We start from the raw sequence: 17,493 nt of genomic DNA, 5'->3' as shown, positions 1-17,493 counted from the left end.
AATTAACTATCTATTTTTCTCAATATACGAGATAATATTTTTAGCAATATTTTTTCCGGTTGCACCTTCAATACCTTCTAATCCTGGGGTAGAATTCACTTCTAAAATAAGTGGTCCTCTACTAGATTGTAGCATATCTACACCACAAACAGGAAGTTTTAAAGCACGAGATGCGTTGATTGCTAAACGTAATTCTGGTTCGCTTAGTTTGATCACATTTGCGCTTCCACCTCTGTGTAGATTAGAACGAAACTCACCTTCTTTACCTTGCCTTTTCATTGCGCCAACTACTTGACCATCTACAATTAAAGCACGTAAATCGGCCCCTTTTGCTTCTCCAATAAATTCTTGAACAATCACTCTTGCTTCTAGTCCGTTAAAAGCTTCTAATACAGATTCTGCTGCATTTTTGGTTTCAGCTAAAACAACTCCAAGTCCTTGTGTTCCTTCTAGTAATTTGATAATTACAGGAACGCCACCAACATGTTCTATCACTTCTTCTACATCTCTAGAATAATTAGTGAAAACGGTTTTAGGCATACCAATTCCTGCTTTACTTAAACGTTGTAAACTACGTAATTTGTCTCTAGAGCGTTGTATAGCATCACTAGTTACAATAGTAAAAACACCCATTTCTTCAAACTGTCTAACCACTGCACAGCCATAAAAAGTTATAGATGCTCCAATTCTTGGAATTATAGCATCTACGTAATCTAGATATCTGTCTCTGTAGTAAATGGTTGGTTTGTGTTGTTCAATAATAATATCACACTTTAAAGGGTCTATAACCTCTACTTGGTGACCGCGTTTTTCGCCTTCTTCTACTAATCTGTTTGTAGAATATAAATTTGCGTTACGCGATAAAATAACTATGTTCATAATGTTTTTAAATTGTGTGATATGTTTTCTTGGTCTACATCAACCAAAAATTTATTTTTTAAAAATTGTCTACCTATAAGTACTGGAAACTTCATTTCCTCTCTTGTGCTTAAAGTTAAGTTAATCTTATATGTTTTTCCAAACAAAACGACTTCCGATTTCACTTTAAATCTATTTTCCCTAAAACCATTGCTACTCTTGACATCTGTTTTAGTGTAATTTTCAAAAATTACTTCCTTACCGCTAAAATTAGGATGTCCTTTACTGTAAAAGGTGCATTTTAAATTTTCACCATCTACAATAATTTGCGAACAGTGTATGGCAGAGGTATAAGCTCCGGTGTCTATTTTTACATCTATATTATATAAATCAAGCTTTGGGAAGTCTACTTTATCTACTCTTCCTATTGTTTTTTTTGTCATTTTTTATTTTAAAAAAGTGGCGCAATGTAATAATTATGTGGTAGCAAAATCATCTTTTTTTTATTAAAAATTTATCCGTTAAAAGCATTGTAATTTTTCTGTAGAAAAAATTAAAATAAGTACATTTACAAGATGGGCGAACCTGCTTTAAAAATACAACTAAAAACCTTACCAAATGCTCCAGGAGTATATCAATACTTTGATGAAGAGGGTACGCTTATTTATGTAGGTAAAGCTAAGAATTTAAAAAAAAGGGTGAGCTCCTACTTTACCAAAACACATGAAAATGGTAAAACCCGAGTACTTGTTAAAAAAATTGCAAGCATAAAACATATCGTGGTAGCCACAGAAACAGATGCGTTACTGTTAGAAAATAACCTAATTAAAAAAAATAAGCCACGCTATAATGTATTGCTAAAGGATGATAAAACCTATCCTTGGATTTGCATAAAAAAAGAACGATTCCCTAGAGTGTTTTCTACCAGAAGAGTATTTAAAGATGGTAGTGAATATTTTGGACCTTACACCAGTATGAAAACTGTGTATACCCTTTTAGATTTAATAAAAGGCTTATACCAACTACGAACTTGTAAATACGATTTGTCTCCAGAAAAAATTGCGACAGGAAAATATAAAGTTTGTTTAGAGTATCATTTAGGAAACTGTAAAGGTGCCTGTGAAGGTTTGGAAACAGCAAAAGCATATGACGAAAATATTGTAGCAATTCGGGAAATTTTAAAAGGAAATTTTAAAGATTCACTTTCGCAATTTAAACAGCAAATGAAGCAGTTTGCTGAAGAAATGCAATTTGAAGAAGCACAGCAAATAAAGGAAAAAGTAGAAGTGCTAGAAAACTATCAAGCAAAATCTACGATTATAAATCCGAAAATTAGCAATGTTGATGTCTTTAGTATTGTTAGCGATGAAAGCTTTGGGTATGTGAATTTCTTGCAAATTTCTTATGGTTCTATAATACGTTCGCATACTTTAGAAATAAAGAAAAAACTAGACGAAACCGATCTACAGCTTTTAGAACTTGCAATAACTGAAATAAGACAACGTTTCAACTCGAACTCCAAAGAACTTTATGTACCTTTTGAGGTAAATGTTGGTGAGAATCTTAAAATCACGGTGCCACAATTAGGGGATAAAAAGCATATTTTAGATCTTTCTATTCGTAATGCGAAGTATTTTAGAATGGATCGCTTTAAGCAAATAAAAATTACAGATCCAGACAGGCACGTGAAACGCATTATGGCACAAATGAAAGCCGATTTGCATTTAAGCGAAGAGCCAAGACATATCGAGTGTTTTGATAATTCAAACATTCAAGGTACGCATCCTGTAGCGGCGTGTGTGGTTTTTAAAAACGGAAAACCAAGCAAAAAAGAGTACAGACATTTTAATATAAAAACAGTAGTAGGGCCAGATGATTTTGCTTCAATGGAAGAGGTTGTTTATAGACGTTACAAACGTTTATTAGATGAAAAGGAGCCTTTGCCACAACTAATTATCATTGATGGTGGAAAAGGACAACTCTCTTCTGCATTAAAAAGTTTAGATGCATTAGATTTAAGAGGAAAAATTGCGATCATCGGAATTGCGAAGCGTTTGGAAGAATTATTTTACCCAGATGATCCAATTCCACTATATTTAGATAAAAAAAGCGAAACGCTTAAAATTATACAGCAATTACGTAATGAAGCCCATCGCTTTGGGATTGAACATCACAGAAATAAACGAAGTAAAACAGCATTAAATACAGAATTGGAAGGTATTCCTGGGATTGGAGACAAAACCATTGTAGAATTATTAAAAACATTCAAATCTGTAAAACGAATTGCGAATGCAAAATTAGACGAATTAGAGGCTGTTGTTGGCGTGTCTAGAGCAGCAAAAATTTATAATTATTATCATACTAAATGAATAAAATACTAACGGTAATATTGCTTTTTATTAGTCTTTTTAGTTTTTCGCAAGAATCAGAACAAAAAGATCTAAAAGTAGGTTTGGTCTTGAGTGGTGGTGGTGCAAAAGGACTTGCGCATATTGGTACACTTAAGGTTATTGATAGTTTGGGTATTCGAGTAGATTATGTTGCTGGTACAAGTATGGGGGCTATTATTGGTTCTCTTTATGCTTCGGGTTATTCCGGGAAAGAAATAGATTCTATTTTTCAAGCTGTAAATTTTGATGATATTATTAGTGATAATTTACCTCGAAAAGCAAAAACGTTTTATGAACGGGATAATTCTGAAAAGTATGCCGTAACACTTCCGTTTAAAAAATTTAAAGTAAAATTACCAAGAGCATTATCTAGAGGGCAAAACACATTAAGTTTACTAACCAAGTTAACCTTGCATGTCAGTGAGATAGATGATTTTAGTAAATTGCCAATTCCGTTTTTTTGCGTGGCTACCAATATTGAAAACGGAGAAGCGGTGTATTTAGAATCTGGTAGCTTGCCACAATCTATTTTAGCTAGTGGTGCTTTTCCTTCCTTATTTCAACCGGTAAGAATAGACGATCAGGTTTTAATAGATGGTGGTGTTGTAAATAACTATCCAATAGATGAGTTAAAAGCCAAAGGAGTAGATATTATTATTGGTGTAGACGTGCAAGATGATTTAGCAACTAGAGAAAACCTGCAATCAGCAACCAAGATATTACTTCAAATAAATAATTATAGAACCATAAATGATATGAAAATCAAGTCCAAAAAGACGGATATTTATATTAAACCAGATATAACAAATTTTAATGTAGTGTCTTTTGGTGAAGGAAGAACAATTATTGATAACGGCGTAGCTGAAACAAATAAACATATAGAAGAACTTCAAGATATTGTTGCTAACCAAATAAAAAAGAAACCAAAATCTTTCAAAATAGAACCTATAGATAGTCTAAAAATTAAAGGTATAAATGTTAATGGGTTAGATAAGTATACCAGAGCTTATGTACTTGGTAAATTAAAATTTAAGCCAAATCAAAAAATAAGTTACAATACTTTTCAAGAGGGCGTAAATAATCTTGCAGCAACTAATAGTTTTGAAAATGTAAGTTATAAGTTAACGCCTTCAAAAATAGATAAAGGCTATGTGATGGATGTTAATCTAAAAGAAAGTAATTTAAATACACTACTAAAGCTAGGTATTCATTATGATGATTTATATAAAAGTGCTGTTTTAATTAACGTAACACAAAAAAAGTTGCTTTTTAATAGTGATGTAGCTTCTTTAGATTTTATTGTTGGTGATAATATTAGGTATGATTTTGATTATTATGTAGATAAAGGATTTTACTGGAGTATTGGTGTGCATTCTAGATACAATCAATTTAAACAAAACATTCAAGCGCAAACTATTTTAACACCACAGCAGTTACTAGCTGTTAATGTGAATAAGCTAGAGGTAAAGCTTGTAGATGTTACCAATCAATTCTACTTGCAAACTTTATTTAGAAAAGATTTTTCATTAACATTAGGAGCAGAACACAAGCATTTAAAAATAAAAACAGAAACCATTCTTACTAATGCAAATAAAGAGGAAACGGTTTTTGATAATAGTAGCTATTTTAGTCTTTTTGGGAACTTAAAACTAGACACTTTCGATAATAAATACTTTCCAAACGAAGGGGTGTATTTTGATGGAGATTTTCATTTGTATTTATATTCCTCAGACTATAATAATGATTTCTCAGAATTCTCTATAGGGAAAGCAACTATTGGTTACGCAAAGAGTTTTAGTAAGAAAATCACAGCAAATATTGCAACAGAAGGCGGTTTTAAAATTGGTGAAAATACAGACAGATCTTTAGATTTTGTAATTGGAGGTTACGGAAATGACTTTATTAATAATTACAAATCGTTTTATGGCTATGATTTTTTATCATTAGTAGGAAACAGTTTTGTAAAAGGGACAATTAGTCTTGATTACGAAATTTTTAAAAAGAACCATATCAACTTTGCAGCAAACTACGCTAATATAGGAGATAACCTTTTCGATTCTGGCGATTGGTTTACCGCACCAGATTATTCCGGTTATGCAGTAGGCTATTCCTTAGATACTTTTTTAGGCCCTATTGAAGCCAAATACTCTTGGTCACCAGAAACAAAAGAAGGAATGTGGTTTTTTAACGTAGGTTTCTGGTTTTAAAAAGTCTCATAAATTTTCACGATATTTGTAAAGCATGAACCATTCATTACTAAAACGGGATGTATCATGTGACTATAGAAAAACAATACGTATGAAACCATTTTGGCAAGACATATTAATTTTTTTAAAATTTCTTCAGAAAAGAAATCCAGAATGATAACGCATTATTTTATTTCGTTTTAAAAAAAGTATGTAATAACTTTAAATTTAAAAAGTATGCCGTTTTATCATAAACTAGGAAAAATTCCACCAAAAAGACACACACAGTTTAGAAAGCCAGATGGCACCCTTTATGCCGAACAATTATTTGGTACCATAGGTTTTGATGGTATGTCTACAAACTCATACCACGAGCAAAGACCAACACAAGTAAAAGAAATAAGAAAGCAATACAGCGTTGCGCCAAAAATAGCAAAAGCAAATCATATACAATCCTATCGTTTTAGAGGGTTTCAAGTAAAACCAGAAATCGATTATTTAGAAAGCCGAAAAGCAATACTAACTAATAGCGATTGTACCATAATTCTAGCAGCACCAAAACAAGCTACACAAGATTATTTTTATAAAAATACAGATGCAGACGAGCTTATATTTATCCATAAAGGAACAGGAAAACTGCGTACGCATCTTGGTAATTTAGACTTTAAATATGGAGATTACCTTTTAGTACCAAGAGGAGTTATCTATAAAATAGACTTCGATACAGAAGATAATAGATTATTTATTGTAGAATCTAGAAGACCAATATACACGCCAAAAAGGTATAGAAATTGGTTCGGACAATTACTAGAGCATTCTCCGTTTTGTGAGCGCGATATTCGTCAGCCGCAAGAATTAGAAACCAATAATGAAAAAGGAGATTTCATTATTAAAGTGAAAAAACAAGACGATATTTTCGAAATGGTCTACGCAACACATCCTTTTGATGTGGTAGGTTATGACGGGTATAATTATCCGTATGCATTTTCTATTCACGATTTTGAACCCATTACCGGACGTATCCATCAACCGCCTCCAGTGCATCAAACTTTTGAAACAGACGCCTTTGTGGTTTGCAGTTTTGTACCAAGATTGTATGACTACCATCCAGACTCCATTCCGGCACCTTACAACCATAGTAATATAGATAGTGACGAAGTTTTATATTATGTAGATGGCGATTTTATGAGCCGTAATGATATCGATGCAGGACACATTAGTTTGCATCCCGCAGGAATCCCTCATGGTCCGCACCCAGGAGCTACAGAGCGTAGTATTGGTAAAACAAAAACCGATGAACTCGCAGTGATGGTAGATACTTTTAAACCGTTAATGGTTACCGAAGAGGCAATGAAAATTGCAGACGAAACGTATCTAAAATCTTGGTTAGATCATTAAAATAAAAATTATTAGAAGCTATTTCCTGCTTTCGGCAGTCGCTCTTTGCAAGGAGCTCCAACAAAGCCTCAATCAGGGCTAGGCATGTTGCAAACCAATAGCTTAAACAAACAATAAAATCATCAAAAGATGGCAAAAGAAATAAAATCAGTAAACTACGGTTTAGAAAAAATATTTGAAGGCGCACAAGATTTCCTTCCGCTTTTAGGGACAGATTATGTAGAGTTTTATGTGGGTAATGCAAAACAAGCAGCACACTTTTACAAAACAGCATTCGGTTTTCAATCACATGCATACAAAGGTTTAGAAACAGGATCTAAAGATGCTGTAAGTTATGTGTTAACACAAGACAAAATCAAGTTGATGCTAACCACACCTTTAAATAGCAAATCTCCAATAAACGATCATATTGTAAAACATGGAGATGGTGTAAAAATAGTTGCACTTTGGGTAGAAGACGCAAGAAACGCCTATGAAGAAACCATGTCTAGAGGTGCAAAATCATATATGGAGCCAACCGTAGAAACAGACGAACACGGAGAAGTAGTTCGTGCAGGAATTTATACCTACGGAGAAACGGTACACATGTTTGTAGAGCGTAAAAATTACAATGGTGCATTTTTACCAGGTTTCGAAAAATGGGAATCCGATTACAATCCACCAGCTGCCGGACTAAAATATATTGATCACATGGTTGGTAATGTAGGTTGGAACCAAATGGATGTTTGGGTAAAATGGTATGAAGATGTTATGGGATTTGAAAATTTCTTATCCTTTGACGATAAACAAATTCACACCGAATATTCCGCATTAATGAGTAAAGTAATGTCTAACGGAAACGGTAGAATTAAATTCCCAATTAACGAACCAGCAGAAGGAAAAAAACGTTCGCAAATTGAGGAGTATTTAGACTTTTACGAAGGCGCAGGAGTACAACATATTGCTGTTGCCACAGACGATATTATTAAAACCGTTTCGCAATTAAGAGCGAATGGTGTAGAATTTTTATCCACACCACCAGACGAATATTACCGTTCTGTACCAGGAAGACTGGAAGAGTTTAGCCACGAATTAAGAGAAGATATCGAAAAACTAAAAGGTTTAGGTATTATGATTGACGCAGATGAAGAAGGCTATTTATTACAAATTTTTACAAAACCAGTAGAAGATAGACCAACCTTATTTTTTGAGATTATTCAAAGAATGGGAGCAAAAGGTTTTGGAGCAGGAAACTTTAAGGCACTTTTTGAATCTATTGAAAGAGAACAAGCAAAAAGAGGAACCTTATAATAAAGATGTAACGTGTAGTAATATAAAAACTCTAACATTTTCATTGTTAGAGTTTTTTTGTTTTCTACTTTTGGAATAGTAATTGTAATTATTAAAGCGTAACAATATAAAGTAAGATAGTAAGTTACATTTACAACCAATACAAATATGAAAGGATTATTAATAATATTACTAGCAATAGTTACTATGAACACGGCTAAAGCACAGGAAGATAGCGCTTTTCAAGATGGAGAATGGTTTCGTTTCGAAATGAGCTACAGTGGTTTCTTAAAAGCAGGAAATGCAACGTTAACCGTAAAAGACGATACAATAGATGGTAAGCCTGTGTATCATGTTGTTGGTAAAGGTTGGACAACAGGAGCAATAAAGTGGTTTTTTAAAGTTAAAGATAAATATGAGAGCTATTTTGATAAAACAACGTTATTACCTTATAGGTTTATTAGAAACATAGATGAAGGAGGTCATAAAAAAGATATAGAAATAGATTTTGACCAAGAGAATCGAAAAGCGTACATAAACGATAAAAAGAAAAAGAAAAAAATGGTAGTAGATACAAAACCAAATGTCCAAGACATGGTTTCTATGTATTACTATTTAAGAAATAAAATAGAAATTGCGACGCTAAAACCAGGAGACGAAATTAAAACAGATATGTTTTTTGACGAAGAAAACTATGGTTTTAAAATAAAGTATCTAGGAGAAGAAATTTTAGAGACAGAATTCGGAAAAGTAAAAACACTGAAATTTAGACCCTATGTATTAGCAGGACGTGTTTTTAAAGAAGAAGAAAGTTTAACCCTTTGGGTTTCAAAAGACAAAAATAAAGTACCTTTACGTATTCAGGCAGATTTAGCAGTAGGTTCGCTTCGAGCAGATTTGGATGCCTTTAAAGGCTTAAAATACCCTTTTAGAATTATTGCAGATAACTAATATTTGATGGAAAAAGACATAACCAACCAACTCAAAGAAAAATTCGATAATATAGGCCAAGATTTAGAGGTGCATTTACAAGGTTTGCTATATAGTAAACCTATAAATTATTGGGATTATATTCAAACAGATGCATTATTAGATCTACAAACCCAACGCTCTGTTTTACCGGATGAAATGGTGTTTATCATGTATCATCAAATTAATGAACTGTTATTTAAAATGATACTTTGGGAGATTGATCAAGTAGCAAATAAAGAAGATCTTGATGCTGTATTTTTTACAGACAAATTAATGCGTGTAAGTCGTTATTTCGATATGCTTACTTCTTCATTTGTAATCATGAAAGATGGAATGGATGTTGAACAGTACAATAAATTCAGAAATACCTTAACTCCAGCAAGTGGATTCCAAAGTGCGCAATACAGAAAAATAGAATTCGCTTCTACAGAACTTATTAATCTAATCGATAATCGATTTAGAGATACTATTGATAGAAATACACCTTATGAACACGCTTTCGATCATTTATATTGGCAAGCAGCAGGAAAAGACTATAAAACAGGTAAGAAAAGCTATTTATTAACAGTTTTTGAAGATAGATATAAAGACGAATTTATTAGATTTACAAAATTTTACAACACACATAATCTTTACACCAAGTTTAAGGCATTGCCGCAAAGTGTTAAAGACGATAAACAATTAATAGATGCAATGCGTCATTACGACCATACTGTGAATATTAAATGGGTTATGGCTCATTATAATACAGCAAATCACTACCTAAATATTGGTGGTAAAACGGCTGAAGCAACAGGAGGAAGCGAATGGGTTAAGTATATGCATCCTAAATACCAAAGAAGAATATTTTTTCCGGAACTATGGAGCGAGCAAGAATTAAAAGATTGGGGAACAGATGTATAATTGCTTTTGCAGCAATTTCTTTATTTTATAGCTGTAAACAAGACCCAAAAGAAATCATATCAGAAGAAATAGCAATTGTAGAGCCAGAAGAAACTTTAGAATTTGGCTTTAATCTTAACGATTATATCGTTAAAAGAGATACCATTCAAAAAGGAGATAGTTTTGGTGAAATTTTGCAACGAAACAGTATTAGTTTTGCTAATATTTTTAAAATAGCAGAAAAAACAAAAGACACTTTCGATATCCGAAAACTGCAAGTAGGTAAACCATATACGCTACTATGTACCAAAGGAGATTCGCTAGAAAAGCCAAACTGTTTTATCTATCAACCAAACAAAGAAGAATACGTAGTAATAAACTTTCAAGACTCTATTCATGCATATACAAGTAGAAAACCTATTAAATATGTTGAAAAAGAAGTTGCAGGAGTAATTACTTCAAATATTTCTGAAGCATTAGATTCTCAAAATGTAAGCGTACGTTTAGCATACAAACTAGCAGATGAAATTTATCCTTGGACTATCGATTTTAGACGCCTTCAAAAAGGAGATCGTTTTAAAGTAATTTATACCGATAAGTATATTGACGATAGTATTTATGTTGGTGTAGCGGATGTTAAAGCTGCATTTTTTGAACATAATAACGAACCTTTTTATGCTTTTGAATTTGAAACGGATAGCCTAAAAGGAATTTCAGATTATTTTAATGAAGAAGCAAAAAACTTACGTCGTGCATTCTTACAAGCACCGGTACAGTTTAGCCGAATATCATCCCGTTATAATTTAAAAAGACGTATTGCTTATTATGGTAATAGATTGCGTCCGCATAGAGGAACCGATTTTGCAGCAGCTATTGGAACGCCAATTCTTGCAACCGCAAACGGAACGGTTATAGAATCTACCAGACGTGGAGGTAATGGAAAGTTTGTTAAAATAAGACATAACGCGACCTATACAACGCAATACCTTCACATGAAAGCGCAAAAGGTTAAAAAAGGACAGTTTGTAAAACAAGGGGATGTTATTGGTTGGATTGGTATGACCGGAAATACTGGTGGTCCTCATGTATGTTATCGTTTCTGGAAAAACGGAAAAGAAGTAGATCCTTTTAAACAAAAACTTCCGGAAGCCGAACCAATTTCAGACAGCTTAAAAGTGAAATATCTAGAGTTTATTAAACCTCTAAAAATCCAACTGGATAATATTCAGTATAAAACACCAGAAATAGAAGAGAAATTAGAAGAAGTCTTTGATAATATAAGTGCAATTACGCAAGTAAATAACTAACCTTATGGCATTACCAAAAATTAACCCAACCACTACTGAAGCTTGGAAAAATCTTGAAAAACACTATAAAAAAGTGCAAGATGTTGAAATGAAAAATTTATTTGCTCAAGATGAAAAAAGAGCAGACAAATTCACCATTTCTTGGGAAGATTTTTATGTTGACTTTTCGAAAAATAGAATTACAGACGAAACCTTCAAACTGCTTTTAAAATTAGCAGATGAGGTACAATTAAAAGAAGCAATGCAAGCTTATTTTTCTGGTGAAGTAATTAACGAAACCGAAAAAAGAGAGGTGTTACACACCGCATTAAGAGCACCTAAAGATGCAAATATTAAAGTGGATGGTGTGAATGTTATGCCGGAAATATTTTCGGTAAAACAAAAAATAAAAGATTTTTCGGAAACTATTATTTCTGGAAATAAAAAAGGATATACTAACAAAGCATTTACAGATATTGTAAATATTGGTATTGGTGGTTCTGATCTTGGTCCAGCAATGGTTGTAGATGCACTTCAGTTTTACAAAAATCATTTAACAACACATTTTGTTAGTAATGTAGATGGAGACCATGTAAATGAAGTCATAAAAACACTAAATCCGGAAACTACGCTATTCGTAATTGTTTCTAAAACATTTACAACCCAAGAAACCTTATCGAATGCAACTACATTAAAAGACTGGTTTTTAAAAAGTGCGAAACAAGAAGATATCGCCAAGCATTTTGTTGCTGTTTCTACAAATATTGAAAAAGTAAAAGGTTTTGGTGTAGATGAAAATAATATTTTCCCAATGTGGAATTGGGTTGGAGGGCGTTTTTCACTATGGAGCGCAGTAGGCCTAACTATTAGTTTGTCGGTAGGGAATGAAAATTTTGAAAAGCTACTTCTGGGAGCTAACAAAATGGATACCCATTTTAAAAACGAAGATTTCAAAACCAATATTCCAGTAGTATTAGCATTAATTAGTATTTGGTATAATAACTTTTTTAATGCAGAAAGTGAAGCTGTAATTCCGTACTCACAATACTTAAATCAATTTGCTACCTATTTACAGCAAGGTATTATGGAAAGTAATGGGAAAAGTGTAGATAGAAATGGTGATGTAGTAGATTACCAAACAGGAACCATTATTTGGGGAGAACCAGGAACGAACTCGCAACACGCGTTTTTTCAACTAATACATCAAGGAACTAAACTTATTCCTGCAGATTTTATAGGATTTGCTAAATCTTTATATGGTAATAAAGACCATCAAGACAAGCTTATGTCTAACTTTTTTGCACAAACAGAAGCGCTTTTAAACGGTAAAGATAAAAGTGAAGTTATAGCAGAAGGAACCGAAAAAACATTAATACCATTTAAAGTATTTCCGGGGAATAAACCGACGAATACTATTTTTATTGATAAACTTACACCAGGAAGTTTAGGGAAACTTATTGCGATGTACGAGCATAAAATTTTTGTACAAGGAATTATTTGGAATATTTTTAGCTACGACCAGTTTGGTGTAGAGCTTGGTAAGCAGTTAGCTGGAAAAATTTTAAAAGAATTTAAAAATGATGATTTCGCAAATCACGACGCTTCTACCTTAAATTTATTGAATCATTATAAGAAATTAACAAATTAATTGTTAAAAAGTATGTTTATAGCTTTAATATCTAAGTAATTGAAAGCGTGCTTATTTGTCTTATCTTCAAGATTGAAAATTTGTTAACGTTAAGTTAATGTTAAACCATTAATTCGATGTATTTTTGCAAAAAAATAAACCAAATATTAAATTCAATAAAATGAAAAAAATTTCAAGATTTTTATTTTTAGTAGTAACGCTTATGCTTACTACAGGAGCAATGGCTCAAAGTACTGTAACAGGTACTATTATTGATGCCGAAATGAATGCGCCACTACCGGCAGCAAACATTATTGAAAAAGGTACTACAAATGGAGTATCTACGGACTTTGACGGTAATTTCACAATTACTACACAAGCAAACGCAGGGGAAGTAGTTATTTCTTATGTAGGTTACACACCTGTAACAGTATCCTTTACTGGTACTACTAATTTAGGAAACATTACTTTAACTAGTGATAACTCTTTAGAAGAAGTAGTAATTATTGGTTCTGGAGTTATTGATTTAGCAGAAGACAGAAAAACACCTGTTGCTGTAACTACTATTAAAGCAGCTGAGATTCAACAAAAAGCTGGAAACTGGGATTTACCAGAAGTATTGAAATCTACTCCTTCTATACAAAACCTTAAATCTGGTGGTTTTGGAGATGGTCAAATGTTTATTCGTGGTTTCGATCAAACAAACACGGCATTCTTATTAAACGGACAACCAATTAATGGTATGGAAGATGGTAAAATGTACTGGTCTAACTGGTCTGGTGTTATGGATGTTGCTAATGCAATTCAAGTACAACGTGGTTTAGGAGCTTCTAAATTAGCGATTTCTTCAGTTGGTGGTACGGTAAACATCGTAACAAAAACTATTGATAGAAAAGAAGGTGGTTTTTTCCAACAAATGGTAGGTAATGATAATTACACGAAAACTACAGCATATTATTCTACAGGAGTAAACGAAAAAGGATGGTCTTTTTCAGGTTTATTAGGTCACTGGCAAGGGGATGGTTATGTAAATAGCACAGATGGTCAAGGGCAAACATATTTTTTCTCTGTTGGTTACCAACCAAATGAAAAACATTCTTTAAACTTCTTATTAACTGGTGCTCCACAATGGCATGCAGCAGCTGGAAGTGGTTCCATAGAATCGTTTTTAGATAATGGTAGAAAGTATAACTCATGGAATGAATCTGGAGTTGATAGTCCAAATAATTTAAATGGAGGAAAATACCCAGGTGGAAGAAATATTTACCACAAACCAGTAGCTAACTTAAGTTGGGATTGGACAATTAATGAGAAATCTGAATTATCTACTGTACTTTACGGTTCAATGGGTCGTGGTAGTTTTGCACAAGCAAGAACTTCTGGAGATGATGTAACATATGCAAGAGGTTCTAATAATAACCATAACTGGTTTGGTTTAGTAACTAATTATAACAACCAATTAAGTGAAACCTTAAACCTTAACTTTGGTGCAGATGTACGTTTATATAACGGTATTCACTTTAGAGATGTAAGAGAATTTGTAACTGTAGATTCTGTAAGTGCTTCTTCAGGATATTCTGGAGATTATGAATTAACAGAAGCTGGTGGTATTAATCCTTGGGAAGTATTTTTTAACCCAAACAATGACCATTCACAACGTTTTGGTTATGATTACGAAGAGCAAATTAACTATGCTGGTGTTTTTGGTCAGTTAGAATATTCTAAAGATAAATTATCTGCATTCTTTCAAGGAGCGGTTTCTAACCAATCTCATGTAAGAACGGAATTCTTAAACACAGAATTTGAAGGGAAATCAGAAGAGTCTGATAAAGTAAACAACCTTGGGTATAACTTAAAGTTAGGTGCTGCTTATGAAGTTAATGAAACACATAAAGTATTTGTTAACGCTGGTTACTATTCACGTCAACCTTTCCATGATACTTTATTTCAAGATAATAGAGGAGGGAATACATTATTAGATCCTGAAGCTGAAAATGAAGAAATTACAGGATTTGAAGCTGGTTACCAATTTAATGGTGGTAGAAAAATTTCTGCAAACTTAAACGTATACCATACTACTTGGGATAACGTAACTAAGTATAACAGTAACGGTGAAACAGGTGATGATTTCTTAAGTTACCAAACATTAGGAGTGAAGCAAGTGCATTATGGTGTAGAGTTAGAGGTGAATACTCGTCCTTTAGATAATGTAAAACTTAACGGATTTGTTTCTTTAGGAGAATGGCAGTTTAAAGACAATGCTACACAAAGAACTTTTGATAACGACGGAAGCCAAGTAGGTGCGGATGAAGAGATTGTTATTGATGGATTTAGTGTTGGTGGTGCTGCGCAAGTAACTGCTGGTATTAATGGTAGCTATGAGTTTTTACCAAGATTTAGTATTGATGGTGGATGGAACTGGTATAACGATGTTTTCTCTACAGGTTCATTAGGAGAAGCGCCATTATCTATGCCTTCTTATGACACTGTAGATACTGGATTATCATACAAAATGTTAGTTGGTGAGAATAAAACAAATTCATTACAGTTTAGATTAAACGTAAGTAACGTTTTTGATGAGGTGTATTTAGAGTCTGTTAATGGAACAACTGCTGCTTCAGCAATTGCATCTGAAAACTATAAAGGAGTTAATAAATCAAATACAGGTAGATTTGGTTACGGTAGAACTTGGAACACAAGTATCCGTTTTAATTTCTAATTCACTTTAGAAAAGAGTATATTAAAAACCTCTTCCATTTTTTGGAAGAGGTTTTTTTATGCCTAATAATTAGTACATTTGTTATCAAATTAATTCAAACTTAAATTATATGTATAGTATTGTAAAAAACCTTCATTCTTATTGGGCTTATTTAGTGCTTCTTGTGTTAATACTAGCGGTAGTAAATAGCTTATATAAAACGTTTTCTAATAAAGAGTATGAACCTAAAGATTTCAGAATTGCATTATTTACACTTATTGTAACACACATTCAGCTGTTAATAGGGTTGGTGTTGTACTTTACTTCACCAAATGGCTTTCATAGTATCAAAGCAAACGGTATGGGAGGATTATCTCCTTTTGCTAGATTATTAGCTGTAGAGCATCCTTTTATGGGGATTTTAGCGGTTACTTTAATTACTATTGGTTACTCTAAGCATAAAAAGAAACTTACTTCTAAACCAAAACATAAAACCATTGCTATCTTTTATACCATAGCATTGTTATTAGTTTTAACTAGAATACCTTGGAGTGTTTGGTTAGGTTAAAATAGTTTGTAATTTCGACCAAAGTGGAGAAATCTATGTAATTTAAAAAGATACTTCAACTGCGCTTAGAAATGCACTCAGAAAAACATTGTAATAAAAAAGGCTTCCATAATATGGAAGCCTTTTTTTATAGTTAAAACTACTAGTATTAAACTCTTTTTTTAAGTAAGAGTAACTTCTGTTTTATAAAAGAAACAGAAGGCGAGGTAGTTCTTATTCCTTGATTTCTTTAATAAGAAGTGTGTATACAGGGAAGTGATCACTAAATCCGTCGGTAAATCCACCATCTGCAAAGCTACGTTTTGGATACCCTTTATATCTTCCTTTTTTATTTACTAGGTAATTTTTATTAAAAATTCCAGCTTTATATAATGTAAAAGAAGAATAGTCTTTTTCAATTAATGGCTTTGTTACCATAATTTGGTCAAATAAACTCCATGCATCTCTATATGCAGTAGTACCTAATCCTTCCTTTTTAAACATATTAGAATATGGATTATAAAGTCCTTTAAAACCAACCTTGTCTTTGTCGCTTTGTGCTTGTAAAACTTCTGTAACACTAGCGTTTGTTGGGTCATCATTTAAATCTCCCATGATAAATACTTTAGCATAAGGGTCAAGAGATTGTAATGAATCTAAAATTCGCTTCGTTAATTTAGCTGCTGCAACACGTTTAGGTCTGCTACGTGCTTCTCCACCACTACGAGATGGCCAGTGATTTACAATAACATGAATCATTTCTCCGTCTAATTTACCACTCACTAATAATTGGTCTCTGGTGTATTTACGTTCTTTGGTGTTATCGTCATAAATTTTTAATTCATGGCTACTAGTAGATAAAGGTGTGAAAAATTTCTTTTGGTATAAAAGCGCAACATCAATACTTCTAACATCTGGAGAGTTATAATGAACAATGCCATAATCTTGGTGTATTAATGCAGGATCATTTACTACATCTTCAAGAACTTCTCTGTTTTCAACTTCAGAAACTCCTAATATTACTGGAGAGTTGTTGGTAAAGTCTTTTCCTATTTCGGAAATAACACGAGCCATATTTTTTACTTTCTTTTGGTAAACTTCAAACTGTTTCGTTTTCATTTCCATAATAGGACTTCTTTCGTCAAATTTACTTGTGTCATTAATAGTGTCAAATAAATTTTCAAGATTATAAAACCCAACAGTATGGACTTTGAATTTCTTTTTTTCTTGAGCTTCCGCAGTGAAAACCACTGTTAAACACAGTGCTGCGAGCCAGAATTTTAAATTTTTCATGAATGTGAATGTTATGTTATAGTTATGTTAATACAAAACTCCTGCCAAATGTAGATATTTATTATAAATAATGTAAATTTGCTTGCT

Annotated in this window: 13 protein-coding genes; 10 read left to right on the top strand and 3 right to left on the bottom strand. The window is 32.7% G+C overall.

Annotated features, from left to right (window positions below):
• Window positions 1–6: 6 nt before the first annotated feature.
• On the bottom strand, window positions 7–879 hold the full coding sequence (gene rimK / locus FG167_RS04495; RefSeq protein ID WP_203460228.1) for a 30S ribosomal protein S6--L-glutamate ligase: 873 nt from the start codon (window positions 877–879) through the stop codon (window positions 7–9).
• On the bottom strand, window positions 876–1,301 hold the full coding sequence (locus tag FG167_RS04490) for a RimK/LysX family protein (protein WP_203460227.1): 426 nt from the start codon (window positions 1,299–1,301) through the stop codon (window positions 876–878). Before FG167_RS04490 ends, rimK begins: the two co-directional genes overlap by 4 nt.
• Window positions 1,302–1,433: 132 nt before the next feature.
• Here FG167_RS04490 and uvrC point away from each other — a divergent pair, with 132 nt between their 5' ends.
• The 10 genes from uvrC to FG167_RS04440 all read left to right on the top strand — a co-directional run bounded on the left by uvrC (window position 1,434) and on the right by FG167_RS04440 (window position 16,134).
• Window positions 1,434–3,227 carry an excinuclease ABC subunit UvrC gene (gene uvrC / locus FG167_RS04485; protein ID WP_203460226.1) on the top strand — a complete coding sequence of 598 codons (1,794 nt, stop codon included), beginning with the start codon at window positions 1,434–1,436 and terminating at the stop codon, window positions 3,225–3,227.
• Complete coding sequence (locus tag FG167_RS04480; protein WP_203460225.1) at window positions 3,224–5,455, top strand: patatin-like phospholipase family protein; 2,232 nt, start codon at window positions 3,224–3,226, stop codon at window positions 5,453–5,455. The genes uvrC and FG167_RS04480 overlap by 4 nt, the downstream gene beginning before the upstream one ends.
• A gap of 216 nt (window positions 5,456–5,671) precedes the next feature.
• On the top strand, window positions 5,672–6,832 hold the full coding sequence (locus FG167_RS04475) for a homogentisate 1,2-dioxygenase (protein ID WP_203460224.1): 1,161 nt from the start codon (window positions 5,672–5,674) through the stop codon (window positions 6,830–6,832).
• A gap of 129 nt (window positions 6,833–6,961) precedes the next feature.
• Window positions 6,962–8,122 (top strand): 4-hydroxyphenylpyruvate dioxygenase, encoded by a 1,161-nt coding sequence (gene hppD / locus FG167_RS04470; RefSeq protein WP_203460223.1) that lies wholly within the window; start codon window positions 6,962–6,964, stop codon window positions 8,120–8,122.
• A 147-nt stretch (window positions 8,123–8,269) separates the two neighbouring features.
• Window positions 8,270–9,052, top strand: coding sequence for a DUF3108 domain-containing protein (locus FG167_RS04465; protein WP_203460222.1), 783 nt, complete (start codon window positions 8,270–8,272; stop codon window positions 9,050–9,052).
• 6 nt (window positions 9,053–9,058) lie between these two features.
• Complete coding sequence (locus tag FG167_RS04460) at window positions 9,059–9,976, top strand: tryptophan 2,3-dioxygenase family protein (protein ID WP_055444382.1); 918 nt, start codon at window positions 9,059–9,061, stop codon at window positions 9,974–9,976.
• A complete protein-coding gene (locus FG167_RS04455) occupies window positions 9,934–11,262 on the top strand; it encodes a peptidoglycan DD-metalloendopeptidase family protein (RefSeq protein WP_203460221.1) in 1,329 nt (442 codons plus the stop codon). Before FG167_RS04460 ends, FG167_RS04455 begins: the two co-directional genes overlap by 43 nt.
• Before the next feature lie 4 nt (window positions 11,263–11,266).
• The gene (gene pgi / locus FG167_RS04450) at window positions 11,267–12,889 is read left to right on the top strand and encodes a glucose-6-phosphate isomerase (RefSeq protein WP_203460220.1); all 1,623 of its coding nucleotides are present in this window, start codon (window positions 11,267–11,269) and stop codon (window positions 12,887–12,889) included.
• 160 nt (window positions 12,890–13,049) lie between these two features.
• Window positions 13,050–15,587, top strand: coding sequence for a TonB-dependent receptor (locus FG167_RS04445; RefSeq protein ID WP_203460219.1), 2,538 nt, complete (start codon window positions 13,050–13,052; stop codon window positions 15,585–15,587).
• 109 nt (window positions 15,588–15,696) lie between these two features.
• A complete protein-coding gene (locus FG167_RS04440) occupies window positions 15,697–16,134 on the top strand; it encodes a hypothetical protein (protein WP_203460218.1) in 438 nt (145 codons plus the stop codon).
• Between the two features lie 213 nt (window positions 16,135–16,347).
• Here FG167_RS04440 and FG167_RS04435 read toward each other — a convergent pair whose 3' ends face one another.
• Window positions 16,348–17,406: an endonuclease/exonuclease/phosphatase family protein gene (locus FG167_RS04435; protein ID WP_203460217.1), complete on the bottom strand. Its 1,059-nt coding sequence runs from the start codon at window positions 17,404–17,406 to the stop codon at window positions 16,348–16,350.
• Window positions 17,407–17,493 lie beyond the last annotated feature (87 nt).

It is taken from the genome of Lacinutrix sp. WUR7, from assembly GCF_016864015.1.
Taxonomy (GTDB): domain Bacteria; phylum Bacteroidota; class Bacteroidia; order Flavobacteriales; family Flavobacteriaceae; genus Oceanihabitans.
This window is presented reverse-complemented; position numbering and strand designations above follow the sequence as displayed.